Source organism: Chitinophaga sp. CF418, assembly GCF_900142925.1.
GTDB lineage: Bacteria > Bacteroidota > Bacteroidia > Chitinophagales > Chitinophagaceae > Chitinophaga.
Genome location: NZ_FRCN01000011.1, coordinates 311,696 through 331,963, shown reverse-complemented (window position 1 = coordinate 331,963; position 20,268 = coordinate 311,696). Strand labels below are relative to the sequence as shown.

18 protein-coding genes and 1 pseudogene are annotated in these 20,268 nt (G+C 41.8%); 7 read left to right on the top strand and 12 right to left on the bottom strand.

The window, feature by feature from the left end; genetic code table 11:
- Window positions 1-23: 23 nt before the first annotated feature.
- Together F3I09_RS24010 and F3I09_RS24005 are read left to right on the top strand one after the other, a co-directional pair.
- Window positions 24-911, top strand: a complete 888-nt coding sequence (locus F3I09_RS24010; RefSeq protein WP_188133935.1) for a RimK family alpha-L-glutamate ligase — start codon at window positions 24-26, stop codon at window positions 909-911.
- Between the two features lie 369 nt (window positions 912-1,280).
- Window positions 1,281-1,850, top strand: a complete 570-nt coding sequence (locus F3I09_RS24005; protein ID WP_149697591.1) for a hypothetical protein — start codon at window positions 1,281-1,283, stop codon at window positions 1,848-1,850.
- A 160-nt stretch (window positions 1,851-2,010) separates the two neighbouring features.
- On the opposite strand, the gene F3I09_RS24000 is transcribed toward F3I09_RS24005, so the two are convergent.
- Window positions 2,011-3,723: a LuxR C-terminal-related transcriptional regulator gene (locus tag F3I09_RS24000; RefSeq protein WP_223233360.1), complete on the bottom strand. Its 1,713-nt coding sequence runs from the start codon at window positions 3,721-3,723 to the stop codon at window positions 2,011-2,013.
- Between the two features lie 309 nt (window positions 3,724-4,032).
- Here F3I09_RS24000 and F3I09_RS23995 point away from each other — a divergent pair, with 309 nt between their 5' ends.
- Window positions 4,033-4,359, top strand: a complete 327-nt coding sequence (locus tag F3I09_RS23995) for a DUF4870 domain-containing protein (RefSeq protein ID WP_149697589.1) — start codon at window positions 4,033-4,035, stop codon at window positions 4,357-4,359.
- 141 nt (window positions 4,360-4,500) lie between these two features.
- Here F3I09_RS23995 and F3I09_RS23990 read toward each other — a convergent pair whose 3' ends face one another.
- Window positions 4,501-5,550: a hypothetical protein gene (locus F3I09_RS23990; RefSeq protein WP_149697588.1), complete on the bottom strand. Its 1,050-nt coding sequence runs from the start codon at window positions 5,548-5,550 to the stop codon at window positions 4,501-4,503.
- Between the two features lie 187 nt (window positions 5,551-5,737).
- Here F3I09_RS23990 and F3I09_RS23985 point away from each other — a divergent pair, with 187 nt between their 5' ends.
- Entirely contained in the window at window positions 5,738-6,136 is a 399-nt protein-coding gene (locus tag F3I09_RS23985; protein WP_149697587.1) for a hypothetical protein, read from the top strand.
- A 136-nt stretch (window positions 6,137-6,272) separates the two neighbouring features.
- Here F3I09_RS23985 and F3I09_RS23980 read toward each other — a convergent pair whose 3' ends face one another.
- The 9 genes from F3I09_RS23980 to F3I09_RS23940 all read right to left on the bottom strand — a co-directional run bounded on the left by F3I09_RS23980 (window position 6,273) and on the right by F3I09_RS23940 (window position 17,129).
- Window positions 6,273-7,088, bottom strand: coding sequence for an AraC family transcriptional regulator (locus tag F3I09_RS23980; protein WP_149697586.1), 816 nt, complete (start codon window positions 7,086-7,088; stop codon window positions 6,273-6,275).
- 55 nt (window positions 7,089-7,143) lie between these two features.
- A complete protein-coding gene (locus tag F3I09_RS23975; RefSeq protein WP_149697585.1) occupies window positions 7,144-8,181 on the bottom strand; it encodes an SDR family NAD(P)-dependent oxidoreductase in 1,038 nt (345 codons plus the stop codon).
- 84 nt (window positions 8,182-8,265) lie between these two features.
- Complete coding sequence (locus tag F3I09_RS23970; RefSeq protein ID WP_149697584.1) at window positions 8,266-9,036, bottom strand: hypothetical protein; 771 nt, start codon at window positions 9,034-9,036, stop codon at window positions 8,266-8,268.
- Between the two features lie 274 nt (window positions 9,037-9,310).
- Window positions 9,311-9,907: a TetR/AcrR family transcriptional regulator gene (locus tag F3I09_RS23965; RefSeq protein WP_188133934.1), complete on the bottom strand. Its 597-nt coding sequence runs from the start codon at window positions 9,905-9,907 to the stop codon at window positions 9,311-9,313.
- Between the two features lie 273 nt (window positions 9,908-10,180).
- Window positions 10,181-13,234, bottom strand: a complete 3,054-nt coding sequence (locus tag F3I09_RS23960; protein WP_149697582.1) for an efflux RND transporter permease subunit — start codon at window positions 13,232-13,234, stop codon at window positions 10,181-10,183.
- Window positions 13,235-13,245: 11 nt separating this feature from the next.
- Window positions 13,246-14,295, bottom strand: coding sequence for an efflux RND transporter periplasmic adaptor subunit (locus F3I09_RS23955; RefSeq protein WP_149697581.1), 1,050 nt, complete (start codon window positions 14,293-14,295; stop codon window positions 13,246-13,248).
- 15 nt (window positions 14,296-14,310) lie between these two features.
- Window positions 14,311-15,696, bottom strand: coding sequence for a TolC family protein (locus tag F3I09_RS23950; RefSeq protein ID WP_223233359.1), 1,386 nt, complete (start codon window positions 15,694-15,696; stop codon window positions 14,311-14,313).
- Between the two features lie 26 nt (window positions 15,697-15,722).
- Window positions 15,723-16,331, bottom strand: coding sequence for a TetR/AcrR family transcriptional regulator (locus F3I09_RS23945; protein WP_149697580.1), 609 nt, complete (start codon window positions 16,329-16,331; stop codon window positions 15,723-15,725).
- A 36-nt stretch (window positions 16,332-16,367) separates the two neighbouring features.
- The gene (locus tag F3I09_RS23940) at window positions 16,368-17,129 is read right to left on the bottom strand and encodes an SDR family oxidoreductase (RefSeq protein WP_149697579.1); all 762 of its coding nucleotides are present in this window, start codon (window positions 17,127-17,129) and stop codon (window positions 16,368-16,370) included.
- 92 nt (window positions 17,130-17,221) lie between these two features.
- Here F3I09_RS23940 and F3I09_RS23935 point away from each other — a divergent pair.
- A pseudogene (locus F3I09_RS23935) lies at window positions 17,222-17,501 on the top strand (GMC oxidoreductase); the annotation flags it as partial.
- Window positions 17,502-17,600: 99 nt separating this feature from the next.
- Here F3I09_RS23935 and F3I09_RS23930 read toward each other — a convergent pair.
- Window positions 17,601-18,059, bottom strand: coding sequence for a hypothetical protein (locus F3I09_RS23930; RefSeq protein ID WP_149697578.1), 459 nt, complete (start codon window positions 18,057-18,059; stop codon window positions 17,601-17,603).
- A gap of 187 nt (window positions 18,060-18,246) precedes the next feature.
- On the opposite strand from F3I09_RS23930, the gene F3I09_RS23925 reads away from it, so the two are divergent.
- Both F3I09_RS23925 and F3I09_RS23920 read left to right on the top strand, forming a co-directional pair.
- Entirely contained in the window at window positions 18,247-18,984 is a 738-nt protein-coding gene (locus F3I09_RS23925) for a hypothetical protein (RefSeq protein ID WP_223233358.1), read from the top strand.
- Between the two features lie 2 nt (window positions 18,985-18,986).
- A complete protein-coding gene (locus F3I09_RS23920) occupies window positions 18,987-19,736 on the top strand; it encodes a metallophosphoesterase (RefSeq protein WP_149697576.1) in 750 nt (249 codons plus the stop codon).
- Window positions 19,737-20,268 lie beyond the last annotated feature (532 nt).

Here is a 20,268-nt window from a genome sequence, read left to right as displayed (position 1 = left end):
TAGTAACGCAGAAACAAATTACTATGCCAGATAACAAGAGAATAGCACTGATATGTGAAGACCCTGCCAACCTGTTTGAGATGGCCAGGAATGAAGACAAAAAACTGCTCGAAAGCCTTAATGCCCGTGGCTGGGAAACGGAAGTAAAAGACTGGAAAGATCCGCAGGCCGACTGGTCTTCTTACGATCTGGTTATCCTGAAATCGCCTTATGATTATCATAACAGGCTGGAAGAATTCAGGACCTGGTTGCACAAACTCTCCGCATTGGAAGTGCGCTTATTAAACCCGGTGAAGATGGTGCTGTGGAACGCAGACAAACATTATCTGAAAGAAATCAGTGATGCAGGATTTTATATCATTCCTTCCATCTTCCTCGAAAAGGATATTACGACCGATCTTTCGACTTTATTCACCCGCCTGGGAACGGACAAGATCATTGTAAAACCATGTGTAAGCGGCGGTTCAAAGAATACCTTCACATTGGTGCAAGGAGATCCTGAATTAGCGAAGCATCCCCTGAATGAATTACTGCGTCAGGAAGCTTTTATTGCCCAGCCATTCTTAAAGGAGATCCATGCAGGTGAGTGGTCGCTCGTCTTCTTTGGCGGCCGTTTCAGTCATGCGATCGTGAAAAAGCCAAAGGAGGGTGATTTCCGCGTGCAGCCACAATATGGCGCTACTATCAATGGGGTGCAGCCCGATGCTGCAGTGATCAAAGATGCAACAGCCCTGGTACGCCGTTTTGCAGCAGATGCGCTGTATACCCGCGTGGATGGCGTTTTAGTAGATGGAAAACTCGCCCTAATGGAGCTGGAACTGATAGAGCCTTTGCTCTATACGGCATTTGAAGAAAGGAGCTTTGAGAGCTATCTGGGAGCATTGGAAGAAAAGACGATGATGGTCAGCTGATCTACATACTATATATTTTTCAGGGGCAGGTTGTGTTTATACAGCCTGCCCTTTGCTTTTTTAGGCTACCGGCAACCAGAAGGCAAAAAGGGTTTAAAATCGCTTCAAAGCCCTTTTGTTATGCATCTTTTCCCGCTTCTTCCATATCCTGGTACCGTCATTTCCATATCACTTCACCGACATTTCTATATCGAACCGATATACATATGAGCCTAAAGTGATATCCAGATGACGTTATAGTAATATGGAGATATAGAGACATGGACGACGTAAAAGCCTATTGCAAACGAATATTTGCCGAAGTCAACCATATTTAGTATATTGCTATATCAACTATCTTATTCTTGTTAACGCCTGAAAACCAATTATATGGCAAGAGCTAAAAACAATCTCCTGCTGGCCCAGGTATCCGGTACTATCGGAAAACAGCTGACCGTAACACAGAGAGCGGGACAGGTCATCCTGGGTAAAGCGAAGGCTAAAAAAGGAAAACGCTACAAATTCTCCTCAAAACAGCTGGACGTGCAGTCCAGGTTTACCGATGCAACCGATTATGCCGCCCAGGTGAAGGCTGACCCTGATATGGTAGCCGCCTACATGGCTGTTGCAAAACCCGGTCAGAATGCCAATAATCTGGCGATAAAAGACTTTTACAATGCCCCGGAGATCCATGAGCTTAGAACAAAAGAATACACGGGAAAAGCAGGGCAGAAGATCTGGGTTCGTGCTACCGACGACTTCCGCGTATACCAGGTCGTTATAGGCATCTATACGGCTGCAGGAACCCTGGTAGAAGAGGGGAATGCATTACAGGGCAGAAATGGCATAGAATGGGTTTATACGACCCGGAAAGACAATCCTGGCTATCAGGGAGGTAAGGTGCAGGCAATGGCAGAAGACCTGCCGGGGAACCAGACATTCGAAGAATGGATATTGTAAACTGATATGGGAGCTTTACCGGCGCAATAAGCCTAACCGTAAATACTTTATAGAGGATACATTTCTATTCCGTAGTCTCGTTGTAGTGCTACGGAAAGATATCCTTGCGGGATCACATTAACTATCTCAAAAAATGAGTAGATGGTATTTTTTTGTCTGCCTAGCCTAAAGTTTTTATAAAATTATCGAGGCTGTCCTCTTTTCCAAGGCCTAATTTCTGTTTGATCCTGTATCTGGCCATCCTGATACTTTTGGGTTCTATATTAAGCCGTGTTGAGATCTCCTTATTTGATAGTCCCATCAGTATATATGAGCAGTACTTCATGTCCAGTCTCGTAAGGGAACTGCCGGCGCGTTGCTGCAGCTGTTCGAAGAAGCCGGAATGTACCTCCACAAAGTCAGTTTTGTGATCTTCATATTCTTCATCAAGCTGTTGCTGACGTTTGATAAGCTTTTTGATCTCTTCGTTGCCGCTAGTGTGCTTATCTGCCAGTATTTCCATGATCTGGTTTTTTCCCTCCTTCAGCAGTTGTTCTGCCAGCAGTTCCTTCTCCAGACGCTGCTGCCTCTCGCGTAACAGGGCCTGTTCTGCCAGCAGCTGATTAGTTTCTGCTTCCTGCAGTTTCACCTTCAGAATGACTTCCTCCTTTTCTTTATCTATCAGCTCCTGTTTCCGCATTGATGCTTTCAGCTTATAGTTATAAGAGATCAGCAGGAATGACAGCGCCGCAATTCCTGCCGCTCCCAGGCCAATATAAAGAAGATTACGTTTTTCCCGGAAGCTTGCTTCCTGTTCGAGCAAGGCAATTTTTTGTGCCTGTTGCGCAGCGCGGTATCGTGCATCGATCTTTTGCGCATTGTTGATTTTTTCCTGGTTAAATGCTGCCTCATTACTGGATACATAGCTTTTCATGTATGACAAGGCCAGTCTTGCGTCATTTTTCTGTTCTGCTACTCTTACCAGTGCACGATATATCCGGGATTGGGTGAGTGGCATTTTAACCGGGGAAGCATCTGCCTCGCTGAGTGCAGTCAACAACAGCTGTTCTGCCTCATCTGCCTTATTATTCCGGAGGGCGTATTCACTGCGCATTCCATAACAATTGATCAGTATTTCTGTTAGCCGGGTTTCTGTAGCGATCTGCTCGGCTATGTCCAGGTAGCGGTATACACTGTCCCGGAAAGACGATGGGTAATGCTGGAAATAGATATTGGCAGTGTTCAGTGCAACAGCGGCAGTATTGCTTCGTAATATTATCCGGCCTTTTTCGTGGTTGCTAAGCGCTATTGATTTGTTATAGTAAGATAATGCTGAATCAAGCAGTTGCTTCCATGAGTTTAGTTTATAACAGTCATAGAAATACTGTCCCATTGTATAGTAAGCGGTGTTCAATACATCCGGTTCGCCACTCTTCAGCGCCTGGACATAGCATTCTTTTGCATAATTCCCCTGTCTGGCAGTATCTGTTCCATAACTATAAATGCTGGCAAGATAGTGATAGGTAAGCGCTGCGTATGGTGCTCCGGCAGGTGTCTTAAAGCAATCAACCGCTTTCAGCAATTTGGAAGCGGCAAGATCATTTTCGTTATCAATAATATCCAACCATCCATTCCTAAGCCAGACCATACCTTTCGCCAGGGGATCTTTCGCCTGGTTTACATAAAGAAGGGCACTATCCAGGGCGGCATATGCTGCCGGTTTATTCTTTTTTTGTACAAGCAGGTGTATCCTTGTTGCATAGAGCCAGGCTTTCGCATCAGCTCCAGGGGCATTAGCGGCATCGTTTGTGAACGCAATGGCCTTATCAAGGTCCGTTTCAAAATATGCTCTTGCCAGCTTACATTGAACGATCACTTTCTCGTAATCTGACAAATTGGCCTGAGAAAGCTTTTGCTCAAGAGAATCCCTATACCGTTGTTGGGCAAACGTAAGCGTGGGTAAGCAGGTTAATAATAATGATATGGTTATAATATTTCGTAACATCCCCTCAAAAATAGGTAAAAGAATCAGGTTTTAAAAAGTGATAAAATATTAATTGGTTGAAAATCATGTAAGTTATAGTTTTTCGTAGACGCTTTGTAGACGCACCCATTTGTTGATGTAGCCTCAATGTAGTTGCTGTTTTTATGGTTTTCCCTACAGTACTGACTAGGTTTGCACCGTATCAAAAAACATCATATCATGACAAACCGCACGATGGCCATAGTTGCCTATATCACTATTATCGGATGGGTAGTTGCCTATCTGTCATATCGTAAGTCCGACGATAAAAGTCCACTGGTAAAATATCACCTTACGCAATCAATAGGTATAATTCTTTTTTCTATAGTGTTAAGTATTGTTAGCGGTGTACTGCTAAGAATACTGCCTTCACTGGCCACCCTGTTCTATATTATTTCGCTGTGCCCGTTTGTATTGATGCTGATGGGAATAATAACAGCGTCCAACGAGGCGCAGCGCCCTATACCATTGATAGGTAAGTTTGTGGAGGGGAAATTTAACCTATAACCTACAACTGAGGCAGCAGGTCTGACACTCATTGCTGTTAATCCCTCTAATTGTCATGTGCAATAATAGATCAAAGAGCCGGTCGGAAACTGACTGGCTCTTGCTATGAAAAGATGTATCGGCGAATCCATGTCTTCTTTTTTACAGAGAGCCTTCGTAGTGGCTGGAATAAATCTTTTTCACGTCGTCGAAAGAATCATAATAGCCGGAGAGCTTTCTGCCATATTCGATAAAATAGAACTTTGTAAAGGGAGAGAAGCTTGTCTGGTCAAAAAATGTATCGCCGTCCACCAAAATAATATCCTTAACATGGAGCTTCATCAATCTGTTCTTCCAGGAAGGATAATGGACTTTGTTAACAGCAATTAACAAATTGATCTTTTGAGAAGTGAAGCGGGGGAGTGCCTTTTTAAGAGCTGCTAATTCTTTAAGAGCCGCTGGCGTTTTATCATTCAGGAAAAACAGGACATTCACCCATATAGGTCGAATCAGACCTGTTACCGTTCCTCCGTGTATATTGTTAAAAGATTGTGTGTTAAAGAAGTTGATAAGGAAGTGCGCTTTAGTCCATAATCTGTGGTTGAGCATTTTTGCATAAAAACCATTCTTTTTGATGACACTGTCTTGCAGTTCATCAAGTGAATTGATCTGTGTAAACTGTTGGATGTTATTCTCTCTATTGTAGAGGTAGAAAAAATCTCCTGCAACAAAGGATAAAGGATTGTTCATATTCTCCTTGTAGAAGCGGATTAGATAGCTGTTTACAGCGGCGGTATCTTTTGAGCGCTCCATGGAACTACGTTTCTCCAGAAAATCAATAGCCTTATAAGTGAGCGGTGATCCGATTATCGTTTCCGTTATTGGGGTATAGGTCGAATCGCCAGGCTCGCCTCCTTTTACTACTATCCTGATGTTGCCGGTATCTATCCAGTACTGCGATGTCTCTCTTATTATATCTCCTTCGAGATAAATGAACATGTATCGCTCGGGGAATTTTTCTGTAAATGATATGCGGATGTTATTCTTAAAGGGAATTGTCTGGAGTTTATTATTGGTGGGGCTATGGATCTGTATGCTGTCAATCACATTTTTTCCTTCTGGTACTTCAAATGTTATAGTTGTCTGCGCAGTAGTGATCTCACAAACAGCCAGGAGCAGCAGGGATAAAATTGCTATATTTTTGATTATCATAGATATATGGCGCTTCGATGGGGCGCGGGTGTCCAAATATAATGTGTTTCGATAATACCAATGACAAGCTCCTGTTGCGGTAATGTTTTCTTCACAAATAAAAGCGTGTAATCGCCGAGACTGAGGACGGTAAGTTGCAGGGTTTTAAGATTATATGTAGCTTCGGGCATTTAACCAACAACATTCGATGAAGATCTATTTGTACATTGCCCTCGCTATTGTGCTCCTGTCCCAGGCTGCCGTGTTTTTTATTGACTTTACAGTAGTGCAGGCATCACTGGTGGCCGGTCTGATCACCTGCTGCTCCATTATCAATATCATCCTGACCTATAAGACAGATTTTAGTAAGCGGTTCCGTTTCCCGAAAAAGACGATCCGTATCGCAGATAAAAATGTTGAGCTCACCAATGTAAGAGTAGCCAGCATGGGACTTATACTCGCATTGTTTGGCATATACTGTGTTTGTGCGCTGAATGCCAAAGTCATTGGACTGGTTTTTATAGCCGCCGGTTTTAATTATATATCTTTCTTCCGGGTAGAAGTGCGCAAGCCGGTAACAAGCGCTACCCGCTCATCAAACTCTTGACAGGATTGGCTGGCGGATGGAACCGGATACAACTGGAAGTGGGTGACCTGGAAGAGTATATTGCGACATTAAAAACAAAGTTGTCCGTGTCGGCTGTCAGTAAAATTTAATGAAAAAGAGGAGAGGTCGGATAGATTTAATTCTTTTTTGTCAGTTCTGTTGGCGACTGTCCAAATTGTTTTTTAAAAGCGTAAGAAAAATGTGATAGGTTTTCAAAGCCAACTTCGTAGAAAACGTCAATAGGTTTTCTGCCTTTTTTTGTCAGTTGATAATAGGCAAGCTCTAAACGCTTTTCGGTCAGCCATTTTTGAGGTGTCGTATTAAATGCCTTTTTAAAGTCCCGTTTGAAAGTAGTTAAACTACGCCCTGTTAAGTAACCAAATTTTTCTATTGGCATATTGAACATATAATTGCGTTCCATAAATTCGACAAGGTTAATTTTATGCGGTTCCGAAAAGTCGGATAAAATGTTGTCGATGTCTCTGTTTATGGATCGCAAAACGGTAATCGCTTCCTGAATTTTCAATTGGGATAGTTCTTGTGGCAATTTGTAGTCCAAGTCGAAATACGGCAGCATCGAACTGAAAAAGCTGTCCAGCAAAGGACTTTTGGGCAATGGAATGATATGATCGGTTTTAGAAACCATAGCAGCCTGCAATTTTTTTTGCTCGTAAAAAGCTCTCAAAACGTCTTGAGTAAGTTTTACTACAATGGCTTTGTAAGGCAGTCCGTTTTTTTCTGATTTTATTAATGTAGCCAGCCGATTTCTCGGAAATAAATACGTTTCGTCTGCGCCAAAAACATAGGTTTTATTTGATTGTATAACTTTTAATTCGCCTGCCAATACACGAACAACAGAATGTTCCTCCACAATCATTTCGGTATTGTAGAGTATGGATTCACTACAGGTGAAAACAATTTCAGCGTTATTATTTATTTGTCTTATTGGCATAGTGCAAAGGTAAAGAAAAGAAGAGGCTCAGCAATGTGAGCCTCATTAGTTTCGATTAATGTATATCAAATTTTGCCTGAGTCAATTCTTCACTTAGTGTCCAGAGTTTTTGTGCTGCTTCCATATCCAATGCAAAAGGTGCAACACCAGCAAATCCGCCAGGGCTTTTATAGGCTGCATCACTATCATAATTAGTTTTATCGTATTTTGCAATTTCAATATCTTCTAAATACACACCTCCAATGTTTTGAAGTTGGGGACTCGTTGCAGCCCACACCGAGGTTGCTGCTCCTTGTTCCTTACTTTTTTGTATTTTTTTCATTGCGGCTTCAGCTTCAGGGTTAGGTGTTCCGTCAGAATTTAAGATACCTAAGACAACAAAATCTTCAAACGTTAAATGCCTGCCCAAATTGGTTTCCAAACTCAAACCAGGATGCAACGCATAAGCTCGAACGCCAAATTGCTGTGCCCTTTTATCCAATTCTACTGTAAAAAGTACATTTGCTGTTTTAGATTGTCCATAAGCTTCAAATTTGTTGTACTCCCTTGTGTTATAGTTTATATCGTCAAAAATAACAGGCGAGTAATGGTGTGCTGAAGACGAAACATTCACCACTCTTGCTCCATTTGCTTTTTTCAATGCATCCCAAAGTTTTGCAGTAAGTTGAAAATGCCCTAAATGATTGGTAGAAAATTGACCTTCATATCCACGTACGTCACGGTGTAGAGGCGTCCACATAATACCTGCATTGTTAATAAGCATATACAACGGTCTGCCCGAATCCAAAAACTTCTCAGCAAATGAGTCAATGGAATCAGGTTCCGTCAAGTTTAATGTTTCTACTTCTACATTGGTAATTCCATTTAGATTTTCCTTAGCTTTTTCCACATCTCTAGCTGGAACGATAACTGTTGCTCCTGCCGAAGTTAATGCTTTGGTGATTTCTAAACCAAGACCTCCGTCACCGCCTGTAACGATTGCTGTTTTGCCTCTTAGGTCAATTCCCTTGATTACAGCTGTAGTTGTTGATGTTGCGTTGAAGCCAGAACCTATTGGTTTTTGTAATGCTCCGTTGTAATTATTTTGTCCCATTTCTAAAAAATTTATTAGGGCAAAACTAGAAAGCATTTTGTCGGTCAACTTTGTTGTAAAGGCCGAATTACTTTGTTTATAGGGTCAATTTTTCGGGTGGTGGGTGGGCTTGGTATACAACCACGCTTCTTTTACAAACTCTTTTACATCCTGTAAATGGCCGATATCCGGACCGGCAGCTTCTTCATTGCCTATTCCCCAGTACTTTACATTAAAAGGATCGGAATGGCCGTTTTTGCGGCGCAGATTCGCATAATAGGTATCCTGTGTGCCGTTGCAATACTCGACCCAGTTGCCTGCTTCTTCCGCCGTACCGGTACCCATATTGACCGCAAAATAGGGATCTGCCCCTAATTCTCTTGCATAAGCGATGGCTTCATCCGTACCGAAGTGATTATCTTCCACACCACCCCATATAAGGTTGGGTCGGCTGCGTCTTTCTGCCAGCGGACCTATACCATCCATCCAGTGATAGATCTTGGTATAGGTGCCACCGGGATATCTTAGTACGCTTGGTTGTAAACCACGTATTTTTTCCAGTACGTCTTTGCGGACGCCTGTGGCATCAGACAGCGGAGAGCCTTCTTCGAAGATCCCTCCGTTGATGGCTCTGCCAAGATATTCTATGAACTGGCCATAAATGCCATCGTCTATATAGCCCTCCGGATGGGTGAAGTCGATTTCAATACTGGCCTCCAATGGAACGCCAGCAACGACAGAACGGGCAGCTGCGAAAGCACTGCCTTTCAAAGCGAGACCTAGTCCGCTCATGCCAATAAGGCCGATGAAATTTCTTCTTGTTACCTGTGCTTTCACGAAAATAATAGCTCTTGATTGTTTACTGATGAACAACAAGATGGTAAATTTTAAGCAGATTACCTAGAGGTTAAGCAGTTGGTATTTCTTATTCTTCACTATTTTACGCCTGCTATGACCAAATTATCCTTCCTGTTTCTAACGATATTTGTATTAAACAGTTGCCAAAATTGTAAACTGGATAAATCTTTTTTTTTGGATGCACTTTTATGTACTGCCTCAAAAGCATGTTTCTTGCAACAACAAATAAATCCTGTTGCGTTATTGAACAGAGGCTGCTCAACAGTTTTTGTGAGGCAGCCTCTGTTATTAGTTAGTTTAAAGAATCTATCAGGCTATCAATCGCATCATCCAGCATCTGAGATTGGGAGAGAGCATCCAAATCTTTGTGAATTAAATTGAGCGCCGCAAGCCCCTGTACAATAGCAATTGCCATATAACACTTGTGTTTCAAAAAGACATCTGTATTATTTCCTTTTCCATCAACCTTCGTAATTGCTTGATTTATCGAGTTGATAAATGTCAGCATTTCCGGGAATAGCGGCTCTAATTCGTTTAGATTCATTCCAGTCTCCTGCATAAGAAGGTATAGCTCCTTTTCACGGGTTGCGAAGCGCCAATAGATCGTAAGCATTGCCTTTAATCTATTCTTCGGATCAATTATACTATTGCAGTTCCTATCTATATTTGTATTAAGTTGCTGATATCCAAACTTGGCCAGATCGACTAATAAAGCCTCCTTGTTTTTGAAATAAAGATACAAGACAGTAGCGGAAAATTCAATATCGTTAGCCAGTCTTCTCAGACTCAGCGACCGATGCCCCTCCTCTCTAACAATTCTCAGTGCTGCATGAAGAATATCTTTATGCATATTCGCCCGATTCCTTGCTTTTCTTTCTTTACTTCCCATATTTTTTATTAAGAAGAACACTATCATTTACAAATTGAGTATACTTCATAAAAAGGTCTTGCCTAATCACTCACGATTTATTTAACCAAAATTCCGTGATTGGTAGTTAGTTCCTTTTTGCATTTGTCGCAATTGGGTTTCGCTACGGGCAACCAAGAGCAAGTTCGATTTTCGGGCGATTAATGAGTTGCGATTTCGTAACCAATGCCTGACGATGCTGCTGTGAGCAATATATATTCTTTCATTATTCTTTGCTTTTACGTTAGTAATAGTTTATTGTATTGATTCAACTTTTGGTGGAATTAGTTTATACATCACAGGTGTTACAATCCGGGAAAGTATTGTAGAGCTTATCAGTCCTCCAATTAACACGATTGCTAAAGGTGCTATAAGTGGATTGGGGTTCATAGCAAGAGGAATTAATCCGCAAATAGCAGTTATCGAGGTAAGTACAACTGGTAGGAAACGGGTTTCACCTGCCATACTAATCGCTTCATCTATGCTATATCCTTCAACCCGCAATTGATTCGTAAAATCAACGAGCAGTAGCGAATTCTTGACCTGTATACCCGACAAGCCAATAAATCCAATGATGGAAACCAGTGACATCGGATTGCCCGTGATAAGCAGCATTACTACCCCACCGAAAATTCCCAATGGGATAATTGACAGCACAATGATGATGCCTTTAAAAGTTTTAAATTGTAATAATAAAACCCCAATAAAGAGGAATGCACTTAACAGGATAACCGAAAGGAAGTTACCTCCCAGGGTATCGCCTTCCGACTCTGCCTCGCCTGATAGCTTGTAATAGTAGCCAGGAGGCATTTTAAGTTCGTTAAGTTGCGGAACAATGTCCTTTAGTACATCATTGGCATATACATTTTCCTTGGTTAGAGAGGTAACCTTTACAAAACGGGATTTATTAAAATGATTTATAGCCGTCGGTGATGTTTCAAAAGAAATAGTTGCAATCTGGCTAACTAATACAGGAACACCTTGTATGTTATTTACGTATAGGTTTTTGAATGCATCTAAATTTGAAAATTTATCCCTTGCAAGCGTTATGACAACGTTGCGGGAGTCACCCCTGTCATCGATATAATCACCAACGGTTAATCCCGCTACCGCCAATCGGATCACCTTGTCAATATCACTTGTAAGCACACCTAAGGTGCGGGCTTTTTCTTTGTTTATTTTTATCTTTACATCCGATTTGTAGGTATTTAACTCGTTATTGATGTAAACGGTACCCGGATGGTTCCGCAGAATATTCTCCACCTTAAAGGAAAGCTCACGCAGTTTATCTGGATCTTCTCCAAAAACCCTGACTACTATGTTAGCCTCTATTGGCGTGCCCTGTTCAAAATCTTTGACTTCGATTTTCGCAAAAGGAAAATCCTTAAACCTTTGTCTTAGCCGCCTGATTAAATCTATCTTTGAGTTAGGGCTAGCCTCCTGGTCCATCTGTATAAATATCTGGGCAAAGTCGGGCTTAATGTCCTGTTGGTGTACGTTATAATATATCTGTGGATTGCCTTTACCTACATTGCTTGTATAATAAACAATCTCTTTGTGCTGCTTTAATTCATCTTCTACGAGTTTAGTCACGCGGTCACTTTCGGGAATATCAGCCTGCAGAGGCATTTTGATATTGATCAGGAACATTGGCTTTTCGGAGGTGGGAAAAAGTTTGAATCCTGCTTTGGTAAATAAGAAAAAAGCCAGCGCACTAACTATTAAAGATAACCCAATGGTTACTTTAGGCCATTTCAAAGCTAAGGGCATAATACGCCGGTAACTGTAAGTCAGGAATCTTTGCAGATATTTAAGGAAGAAATTGCCTTCCCCATGTGTGTGGGTTTTCAATATCCGGCTTCCAATGAACGGAACTAGCGTTAAAGCCACGATCATTGATGCCAATACGCTGGTGATAACAGCCATAGGTAAGCTGCGGATAAATTCACCAGCAGTATCGGGAAGGAAGGCCAGGGGTAAAAAGGCGATTACTAATGTAGCGGTACAGCCTATTACTGCCACCCCGATTTGTTTTGTACCTTTTAGAATAGCATCCTTTCGTGAATGCCCTTCTCTGAGCCATCGTTCTATATTTTCTACAACTACAATACTGTCATCTACCAATAATCCCAAGGCAACAACAAGCCCAACAATACTTAGCTGATTTAATGAGTACCCTAACATGTTCAATGCTATAAGCCCTAGTGCTAAAGAAAGTGGAATAGAAATCATTACAATGAGTGATGCCCTGAACCCTAATGGCAATAAGGTAATCACTACCAAAAGAATAGCCAGGCCAAAATCAAATCCAAGATGTCCTAATCGTTGGGAAACCATATTAGCCTGGTCAAAATTTTTGACCAGCCGGATATTAGAAGGCAACCTTTTGGAAAATTCATCCAGTATGGGAAGGAACTCTTGCTGTACTTTAGCTATATTAACATTGTCCTTCATTGCTGCCGTAACCAAAACACAGCGATGTCCATTTATACGTGTAATATGATTAACCGTTTCGTTCTTATAACTAATTTCGGCCACATCTTTCAGATAGACAATTTTCCCGTTCGCATTGTAAATGACGGTACCAGCTACATCCTCAATATCCTTAAACTTACCGCTGGTCTTCACATTAAATACTTTACTGTCGAGGTTGATGCTGCCACCGGGAATATCTGCCGCTTCACTCTGTAAACTACCCACAACCAGGTTGAGCGGGATTTTTAGTTGTGCCAGTTTATCCAATTGTACATCAATCCGGATTTCCTGCTCTGGCATTCCGAAATATTTGACTTCTTTAAGGTTGGTTATTTTTTCCAGTCGGCTCTTAAGTATATCAGCTTCATCTCTCATCAATTTATCGGAAGCATTATTGGAAACCAATGCCACCTGTAAAACTTTGACATCGGAAGAAGAAATCTTTTCTGTTTTTATCAGGTAAATATCTTTAGGAAGTTCACTGTTTTTCAGGGCGTTCATTTCTGTAGATATTTCCTGGTACTTGTTGTCGACATCAACACCATACTTAAATTTGGGCTGGATCACGGCAATCCCATCCTCAACTGTGGTAAGCATTTTGTCGATATTCTCCAGGCCGTAAATTTTGTTCTCAATTGGCTTTGCCACTTGCTCTTCCATGTCTTTAGGACTTGTACCCGGATATATGACAGTTATGAGATATTCCGGTGGATGGATGGTCGGATCTTCCGAGCGCGGCATTGTAAACAAGGTGAGTACACCCACCACAGCAAACAGCAGGAATATAATGAGCGTGAACTGATAATTTTTAACGGCAAAGTTTGTAATCTTCATATCTGTTATTATTACCGGATAATTTTTATTGTAGATTTTTCGTTGAGATAGGCACTGTTGGAGATCACAATTTCTTCCACGTCACCAAGTCCTTCTCTTAGGTAAACCTGTTGATTGTCAATCTTTGAAATAGTTACCGGAATCTTCTTAACCTTACCAGTTCCATCGGGTGTAAATACGAATGCTTTATCGCCATCGGCTTCCACCAAAGAGCTGTATGGGATGGCTTTTACATTTTCATCCTGATTGGTCAATATTTCCGCTTTGCCAAACATGCCCACAGCAGGTTTTATGTCCTTTAATTTCAATTTCAGTTCTATCTGAAAGGAGCCAAGTGCACGATCTGCCGTCTGTGACTTACGAAATACGAAAGCGTCAATTTCTTTATTGGCATATCCGTCCAGGGTTACTTTCGCGGTCTGTCCCAGACTGATAACGGACCATTCACGGTCTGTTACACCAACCCTAAGTAAATAGTTATCGTTTCCCCGTGTTTCGTTAATTGTAAAGACTGGCATACCCGGTCCAATTACTTCCCCCTCATTGGCGACTTTTTGACTTACAAAGCCATCGGATGCCGCGTATATTTTTGAATAGCGTTCGTTAAAAGCTATTGCTTCTTTTGCTTTCTGAGCAATATCCAGGGCTGTTTTAGTGTTTTGCAGTTGCTCTAAAGTAAAAACGCTGTCTTTGTAAAGGTTCACTGCCCGCACATAGTCACGTTGCGTCTTGTCTACGTTCAAACTGGCTTGCTCCAGACCAGCTGAAATCTCCGTTGAATTAAGTGTGGCGAGCAACTGACCTTTCTTAAAGAATTGGCCTTCTTCTACGAGAACACGGTTAATTACGCCTCCTATTTTGAAAGAATATTTGGCTTCGTTTTCCGTGCTTACCAGGCCTGTTGCACTTATTTTATGAGGCAATCCTAATGCAGATACAGCTGAAATCTTTACAGGAATAATATCCGTTTCTCCCAATGAATTTTTTGATTTGTCTTCTTCTTTGCAAGAGTATAGAACTGATATTGCTGCGATAAGACTGAGCAATTGTATTTTTTTCATCTTAGTTGTTTTTTATTATTGAATATTGAAACTGGCGTTAGCGCGTTCTACAGCTGCGTGAGAAATCCAGGTATCGAAAAGGGCAATGTTGGCATTCAACCGGGCATTGATTAATTGGTTTTGAGCGTCCAACAGTTCAATATAAATGACCATACCTTCCTTGTATAATTTCAACACATCATCGTAATAGGTTTGCGCGGTTTTTAGTTCTGATTGTGCTGCGTTATATTCGGCAACTGTGCTTTGCATCTCATTCTGACGAACTTTTAGCTCTGTAGTGAGCTGCTGCTCCACGTAATCAGTCTGGGCCTCTATGCTTTGACGGCCGGCAATCGTCTGTTTGATTTTGTAAGAATTTTTGCCAAATGAAAAGAGATTCCATTCTAACGAAACTCCCCAGAAATAGTAGCGACTATGGTTGTCAAATTGCCAGTTAAAAGCTTGTGAACCAAGATCCAGATAAGTGCCTATTTTGGGAATGAGGTATGATTTTGCCAGCCCGTTCAGGTTACTATTAATATCTTTCGCTATCCTGAGCTTGGCCAGTTCTTCTCTGCCACTTACATTATCAGCCGGCAGATAATCCTGTTTCGGTAATTCTATGATATCGTCTAACAGTATGCTATCCGCTGAAGAACGGTTCAGCAGGAAATTGAAATAGTAACGGGCTGACTCCGCCGTTTTGGTTGCAGCAATAAGTGAGGCGTTTATCTTCGAAACTTCATTCGTACTTCGTATAACTGCGGTACGGTTTACTTTGCTATTATTAAAGAGGGCGGTATTAATTCGTTGACCTTCCTCTACAAGCCGAAGTGATGATTTATAGATCTCAGTGGCATTAATGGCTTTTACATAGTTATAGTAAGCCGTTTTAATCTCTTTTACCAATTCACGTTTATAAAGCAATACTTCTGCTTTTTGCAAATCCACCTGCTGCAGTTTAATTCTCTTATTATAGATAAGTTCTGCATTAAGAATTGGCAAGGTTGTACGAAACTTAGCATCATAGAAATTATCGGGGTTTAACAGAATGCGCTGGTTTTTGAGCTGAGGAAATGAATTAGTTCCGGTCAGCTGATTTAGCGTGGCGTAGGCGCTATTCAGCAGGTCGCCAGTTGGGAAATCTATCGTTCTTCCCCCATCCGCTTTTGTATAGGTCGTTAAAAAGGAGACGTCTGGCAGGAACATGCTTTTAGCTTCCTTCAGCGCGTATACGTTTTTGTCGAGCATAAAAGTCTGCTGCTTAATGCTCTGGTTGGAGGAAAGCCCCTCCTGGATATATTCATCTAACCTACTTTGGGCCCTCAACGGATGCATTGTCACGATGAAGAGGGCTACAAGAAGAGGCCTTCGAAACACCCGGTTCTCAGATAATTTAATCACTGTAATTAATTTAAACACTGTTCAATAATATTGTAAAAAAAAGCTTAGCTCTTTTCGAGCAAAGCAACAAAACACTCATAACCGTGCAGCATAAGTTCCTCATTGGTCTTATTTGCAAAGCTGGCTGTGCGATCTTTACAGAACAATGCACAGATGCCGTGCAATGTTGAAAGGATCATAAATGAGAAATATTCAACATCCATATCCTTAAATCTGCCTTTCTGTTGACATTCTTTTACAGTAGAAGCCAGAAGGCTAATCGCTTCCTGCGCTATCATAAAGCCGCTGCTTTCAGGCATTTTTGCGGGTACTTCAACAATAAACATCAAATTGTAATAGTCCTTATTATTCTGCGCAAATTCAATAAAAACATGCCCCATAGCTTTTAACCGCTCAAATGGATCTGCCACCTTGTTCAGAACCTTTAACTGGCTGAGCAGCAATCGAAACCCTTCCCTGTGCAGTTCATGGAAAATATCACTTTTATCTTTAAAATAGAAATAGAGTAAGCCCGGGCTGTAATTGATTTCACTGGCGATATTGCGCATGCTTGTCTGCTCATAACCTTTCTCGAGAAATACCTTACGGGCGCCATTTAGGATCCGAGTAGTCATTTCTTGTTTTTCCTCTTGTTTTCTCTCTGCAATACCCATATCAGTAATTTAAAACGTAAAATTTAGTTTATATATTTAGTGAGCCATGCCGGGACTTATTTTTCCCATAATATTGATGGCAGCACGTCTGCTTAAAAATCTAAACCCGAAAAGCATTAACCTGTTTTTCCAGCCTTGCACTACCCTTGGCTTTCTGGTCTTTTCTAATGCCACAACCAATTCTTTAGCAACATCCTCTACAGAGGAGAGCACAAAATTCGGGAAGGTATTGGTTTGTCTTCCGGCGTGCTTGTGAAAATCGGATTTTGTAGCACCAGGATTGAAATTCATTATAAATATACCTTTCTGTTTAAACTCATACCACAAAGATTCTGTGAAATTGGCAACAAAGCTTTTGGTACCTGCATAAACTGCTGCACCGGGGAAAGAAGAATGGGCAAGTAAGGAGCCAATATTTACCAGGATATTTCCTGGAGCGGCAGTTTCTAAGAATCCGTATGACAGAGTAACTAAAGAATTCATATTCAATTCCATAGTGCCCAATTGATCTTCTAATGGGGTATCAATAAACTGGCCATAAATTCCAGCACCTGCATTGTTAATGAGGACATCATAACTTTCTGTCCGAAGCAGATTTAGCAATTTTTGCAAATCATTTTTATTTGTAATATCAGCGACCAATGCAGTATGGCCTTCATTTTCTAATCCTGCCACTGCTTTGTTCAATTTATCCTCACTACGGGCTACCAGTGTTATTTTATAGTCTTTGGAAGCAAGCTGCCGGGCTACTTCCAACCCGATACCCCCGCTTGCCCCTGTTATCAATGCTTTTTTCATTCGTTGATTTATTAAATATTATTAATATGGCACAAAGTTATTGAACACTGTTCAATAAAAAAAATCTTTTCGATTTTTTTGACCAGGGAGTTATGCTGGAAGTCGCAGGCTTAAAGAACGTAACGCCTTTCAAGCTTGATTTCTATCCTGGAATGGCCATACATGAGATGGGAACTGCGCGTATGGGGAATGATCCTGCTACTTCCATTCTCAATAAATGGAACCAGGTGCATAGTGCAAAGAATGTATTTGTGACTGATGGGGCGTGTATGACCTCTTCCGCCTGTCAGAACCCTTCCCTGACCCATATGGCATTGACGGGCACGTGCAGCTGATTATGCGGTAAAAGCATTGAAACGGATGGGATTATAAGTCGCTGCTACAGGAAAGGAATTACTCAAACGATTACCTGTTGTGATAAAAAGCAGGCTGCCTCGTTCTAAAGCGGACAGCCTGTTTTTATTTTATGTCCTAGCGGATCTTTACATAAGTTTCTACGATCTCGTGATTGATATTCAGGCTATCAATCTTTTCGATACCACTCTGAATGATCGTGTCCTGTCTGATCTGCAGGACGAAGGAGAAGTCTTTATCTTCCCAACCCCTGTAACTGCAGTACTCCAGGTGCTCGCTGTACACGTCTTTCACCAGGGTATAGGTACCGCTGCCGGAGCCATATACAGCCGTTGAATCGGCGCCATGGTTCAGGTCATGTGTGAAGAAGGCAAAGTAGCTGTCATTGAATATTTTGATGGTTTCCTGTCCCGCAACAGGTGCAGTGATCGTAGTGTCTTTGTTTTGAATAGACTTTGCGCTGATCAGTTTCCATGTACCTGTTAGTGGCGAAGCGGAAGCGGTTGTTGAAGACTCTTTTTGCTGGCTGCAGGATAGCAATGAGATCGCGATAGCGATAAACGGAAGATATTTCATGGATTGAAATTAAGGATTTGTCTCAAATATAATGAATGGGGTAAAATCTTCACAGCGTTCGGCAATTATTCACAGAAATTGTATTCCGGCCTGCCTGATAAGTCCGGCAAGTAGTAGGGTTCCTGCCTGATAAGGCTGGTACGAAGCTGCAACGGCACAGTTTTTAGGCAATATAAAGGGTATGATAATGAATGATGAACAAAAGCGGGAAGCGCATTCCTTTTACCGTGAAGCGTTGTCCATCCTTGTGGAGAGTGGGGAAGATTTTCTGCTGGGAGGAGGATTTGCCTTATTTCATTATGCGGATCTTTTCCGGGACACCAAAGACCTGGATATATTCTGTACTCCTACGCAATATCCGGGCCTTATGAAGCTGTTTGCGGTGCATGGATATGAAATTGTGTTGACAGATACACGCTGGCTGGCTAAGGTCTATAAAGGGGAATATTATATAGACATTATTTTCAGCAGCACCAACAATATCTGTCTTGTCGATGAAAGCTGGTATCTGCACGCAGTGAATGTGGACTTTATGGGACTGCCCGTAAGGCTGATAGCGCCGGAAGAACTGATCTGGAGTAAGATCTTCATACAGAATAGAGAGCGGTTTGATGGTGCAGATATTAATCATGTCATGTTAAAGTATGGCAAACAGCTCGATTGGAAACGACTGTTACACCGTTGTGATCCATACTGGCATCTGTTGCTGGCACAATTACTGATATTCCAGTTTGTATACCCGGCCGACTATACGGAGATCATTCCCCGCTGGCTGTTTGACGAACTGATGCAACGGGCGCATGAACAATATGAACTACCTCCCTCACAGGAAAAAGTATGTAGGGGGCCATTGATAGATCAGACACAATATGCAGTCGATATTACCGACTGGCATTATAAAGGAATGACCATAAAAACGGTTTGATAATGGATGCTGAAAACACTGAAGACAAAAAGATACGCATCGCTGCTGTTGCCGATATCCATATAACTGACACAGATAAGAATAAGTGGGCGGAGTACTTCAAGGAAGTATCCCGCAAGGCAGATGTATTGCTTATCTGCGGAGATCTGACAAATACCGGCGATGAAAGCGAAGCAAAGATCTTATGCGATGAGTTGAAGTCCTGCACTATTCCGGTAGTGGCGGTACTTGGTAACCATGATCATGAAAAAGGCAGACAGAAGCTGATCAGACAGACGGTGCAAAGTGAGAACGTTCACATTCTGGATGGAGAAGCTGTGGTAATAGGAGGGGTGGGCTTTGCCGGTGTAAAGGGCTTTGGCGGTGGATTTGATAACTATATGCTGTCCATGTTCGGAGAAGATGCCATGAAAGCATTCGTACAGGAAGCGGTGAACGAAGCCCTGCACCTCGACAGGGCGCTGGCCAGGATAGATCAGCAGCATGAGCATCTGAAAAAAGTAGCTATCATGCATTATGCCCCTATGTTAGATACGGTGAAGGGCGAGCCGGAGCCTATCTATCCTTTCCTGGGCTCATCCAGGCTGGCAGAACCATTGATTCGCCGGCAGGTAGCAGCTGTTTTCCATGGGCATGCACATATGGGCACACTTGAGGGAACGTTGGCGGGCGGCGTGAAGGTGTTTAATGTGGCCAAACCGGTATTGTTAAAGGCAGGGTATGAAATGCCATTTTATGTGGTGGAGATATAACGGCGCTTCCGCAATGCTTTGGCGAATCTGTTTGGGGGGAGTACAGATGGAAATCACTGCCCGGAGATAACAGTGTTAGTAGAATAACACCTCTATATATAATCATATTACAATAAATTCAATATTACTTTTTTTCTCTTTTTCTGCTTCAAAAATTGTGAAATCTAGCAAAAGGTTTATATATTTAGCATGATAAGAATGTCAACCAGAATCTAAATTACTAAAGACCAGATATTAAGATCAATGTGGTGATGACACATTAGCTTGGAAAACCCAGGTACTATGCCTGATTTATTATTGACTTTTTGTGGTGAACAGTTGCTTTAAAAGTGGCCGTGCAGTTTAATAATAATTGCCACTTAACTTAATTATTTTTTGTCACTGGAATTGAAAAGATAAGCGAATTATCCAGGGGGAATGCTATGTACTGAACAACCACAGTACATACAGGCTTTGTTATTTGATGCCGCGCTTTATAGCGTGGTAGTGGACAGTATTGTACCTATTGCCCGGCTTCCCTGTGCAAGCATGT

Bases quoted from the DNA above. Each gene is read 5' to 3' on its own strand.
- F3I09_RS24010 (WP_188133935.1), top strand. From the start codon at position 24: ATGCCAGATAACAAGAGAATAGCACTGATATGTGAAGACCCTGCCAAC.
- F3I09_RS24005 (WP_149697591.1), top strand. From the start codon at position 1,281: ATGGCAAGAGCTAAAAACAATCTCCTGCTGGCCCAGGTATCCGGTACT.
- F3I09_RS23995 (WP_149697589.1), top strand. From the start codon at position 4,033: ATGACAAACCGCACGATGGCCATAGTTGCCTATATCACTATTATCGGA.
- F3I09_RS23990 (WP_149697588.1), bottom strand. From the start codon at position 5,550: ATGATAATCAAAAATATAGCAATTTTATCCCTGCTGCTCCTGGCTGTT.
- F3I09_RS23985 (WP_149697587.1), top strand. From the start codon at position 5,738: ATGAAGATCTATTTGTACATTGCCCTCGCTATTGTGCTCCTGTCCCAG.
- F3I09_RS23980 (WP_149697586.1), bottom strand. From the start codon at position 7,088: ATGCCAATAAGACAAATAAATAATAACGCTGAAATTGTTTTCACCTGT.
- F3I09_RS23975 (WP_149697585.1), bottom strand. From the start codon at position 8,181: ATGGGACAAAATAATTACAACGGAGCATTACAAAAACCAATAGGTTCT.
- F3I09_RS23965 (WP_188133934.1), bottom strand. From the start codon at position 9,907: ATGGGAAGTAAAGAAAGAAAAGCAAGGAATCGGGCGAATATGCATAAA.
- F3I09_RS23960 (WP_149697582.1), bottom strand. From the start codon at position 13,234: ATGAAGATTACAAACTTTGCCGTTAAAAATTATCAGTTCACGCTCATT.
- F3I09_RS23955 (WP_149697581.1), bottom strand. From the start codon at position 14,295: ATGAAAAAAATACAATTGCTCAGTCTTATCGCAGCAATATCAGTTCTA.
- F3I09_RS23945 (WP_149697580.1), bottom strand. From the start codon at position 16,331: ATGGGTATTGCAGAGAGAAAACAAGAGGAAAAACAAGAAATGACTACT.
- F3I09_RS23940 (WP_149697579.1), bottom strand. From the start codon at position 17,129: ATGAAAAAAGCATTGATAACAGGGGCAAGCGGGGGTATCGGGTTGGAA.
- F3I09_RS23930 (WP_149697578.1), bottom strand. From the start codon at position 18,059: ATGAAATATCTTCCGTTTATCGCTATCGCGATCTCATTGCTATCCTGC.
- F3I09_RS23925 (WP_223233358.1), top strand. From the start codon at position 18,247: ATGAATGATGAACAAAAGCGGGAAGCGCATTCCTTTTACCGTGAAGCG.
- F3I09_RS23920 (WP_149697576.1), top strand. From the start codon at position 18,987: ATGGATGCTGAAAACACTGAAGACAAAAAGATACGCATCGCTGCTGTT.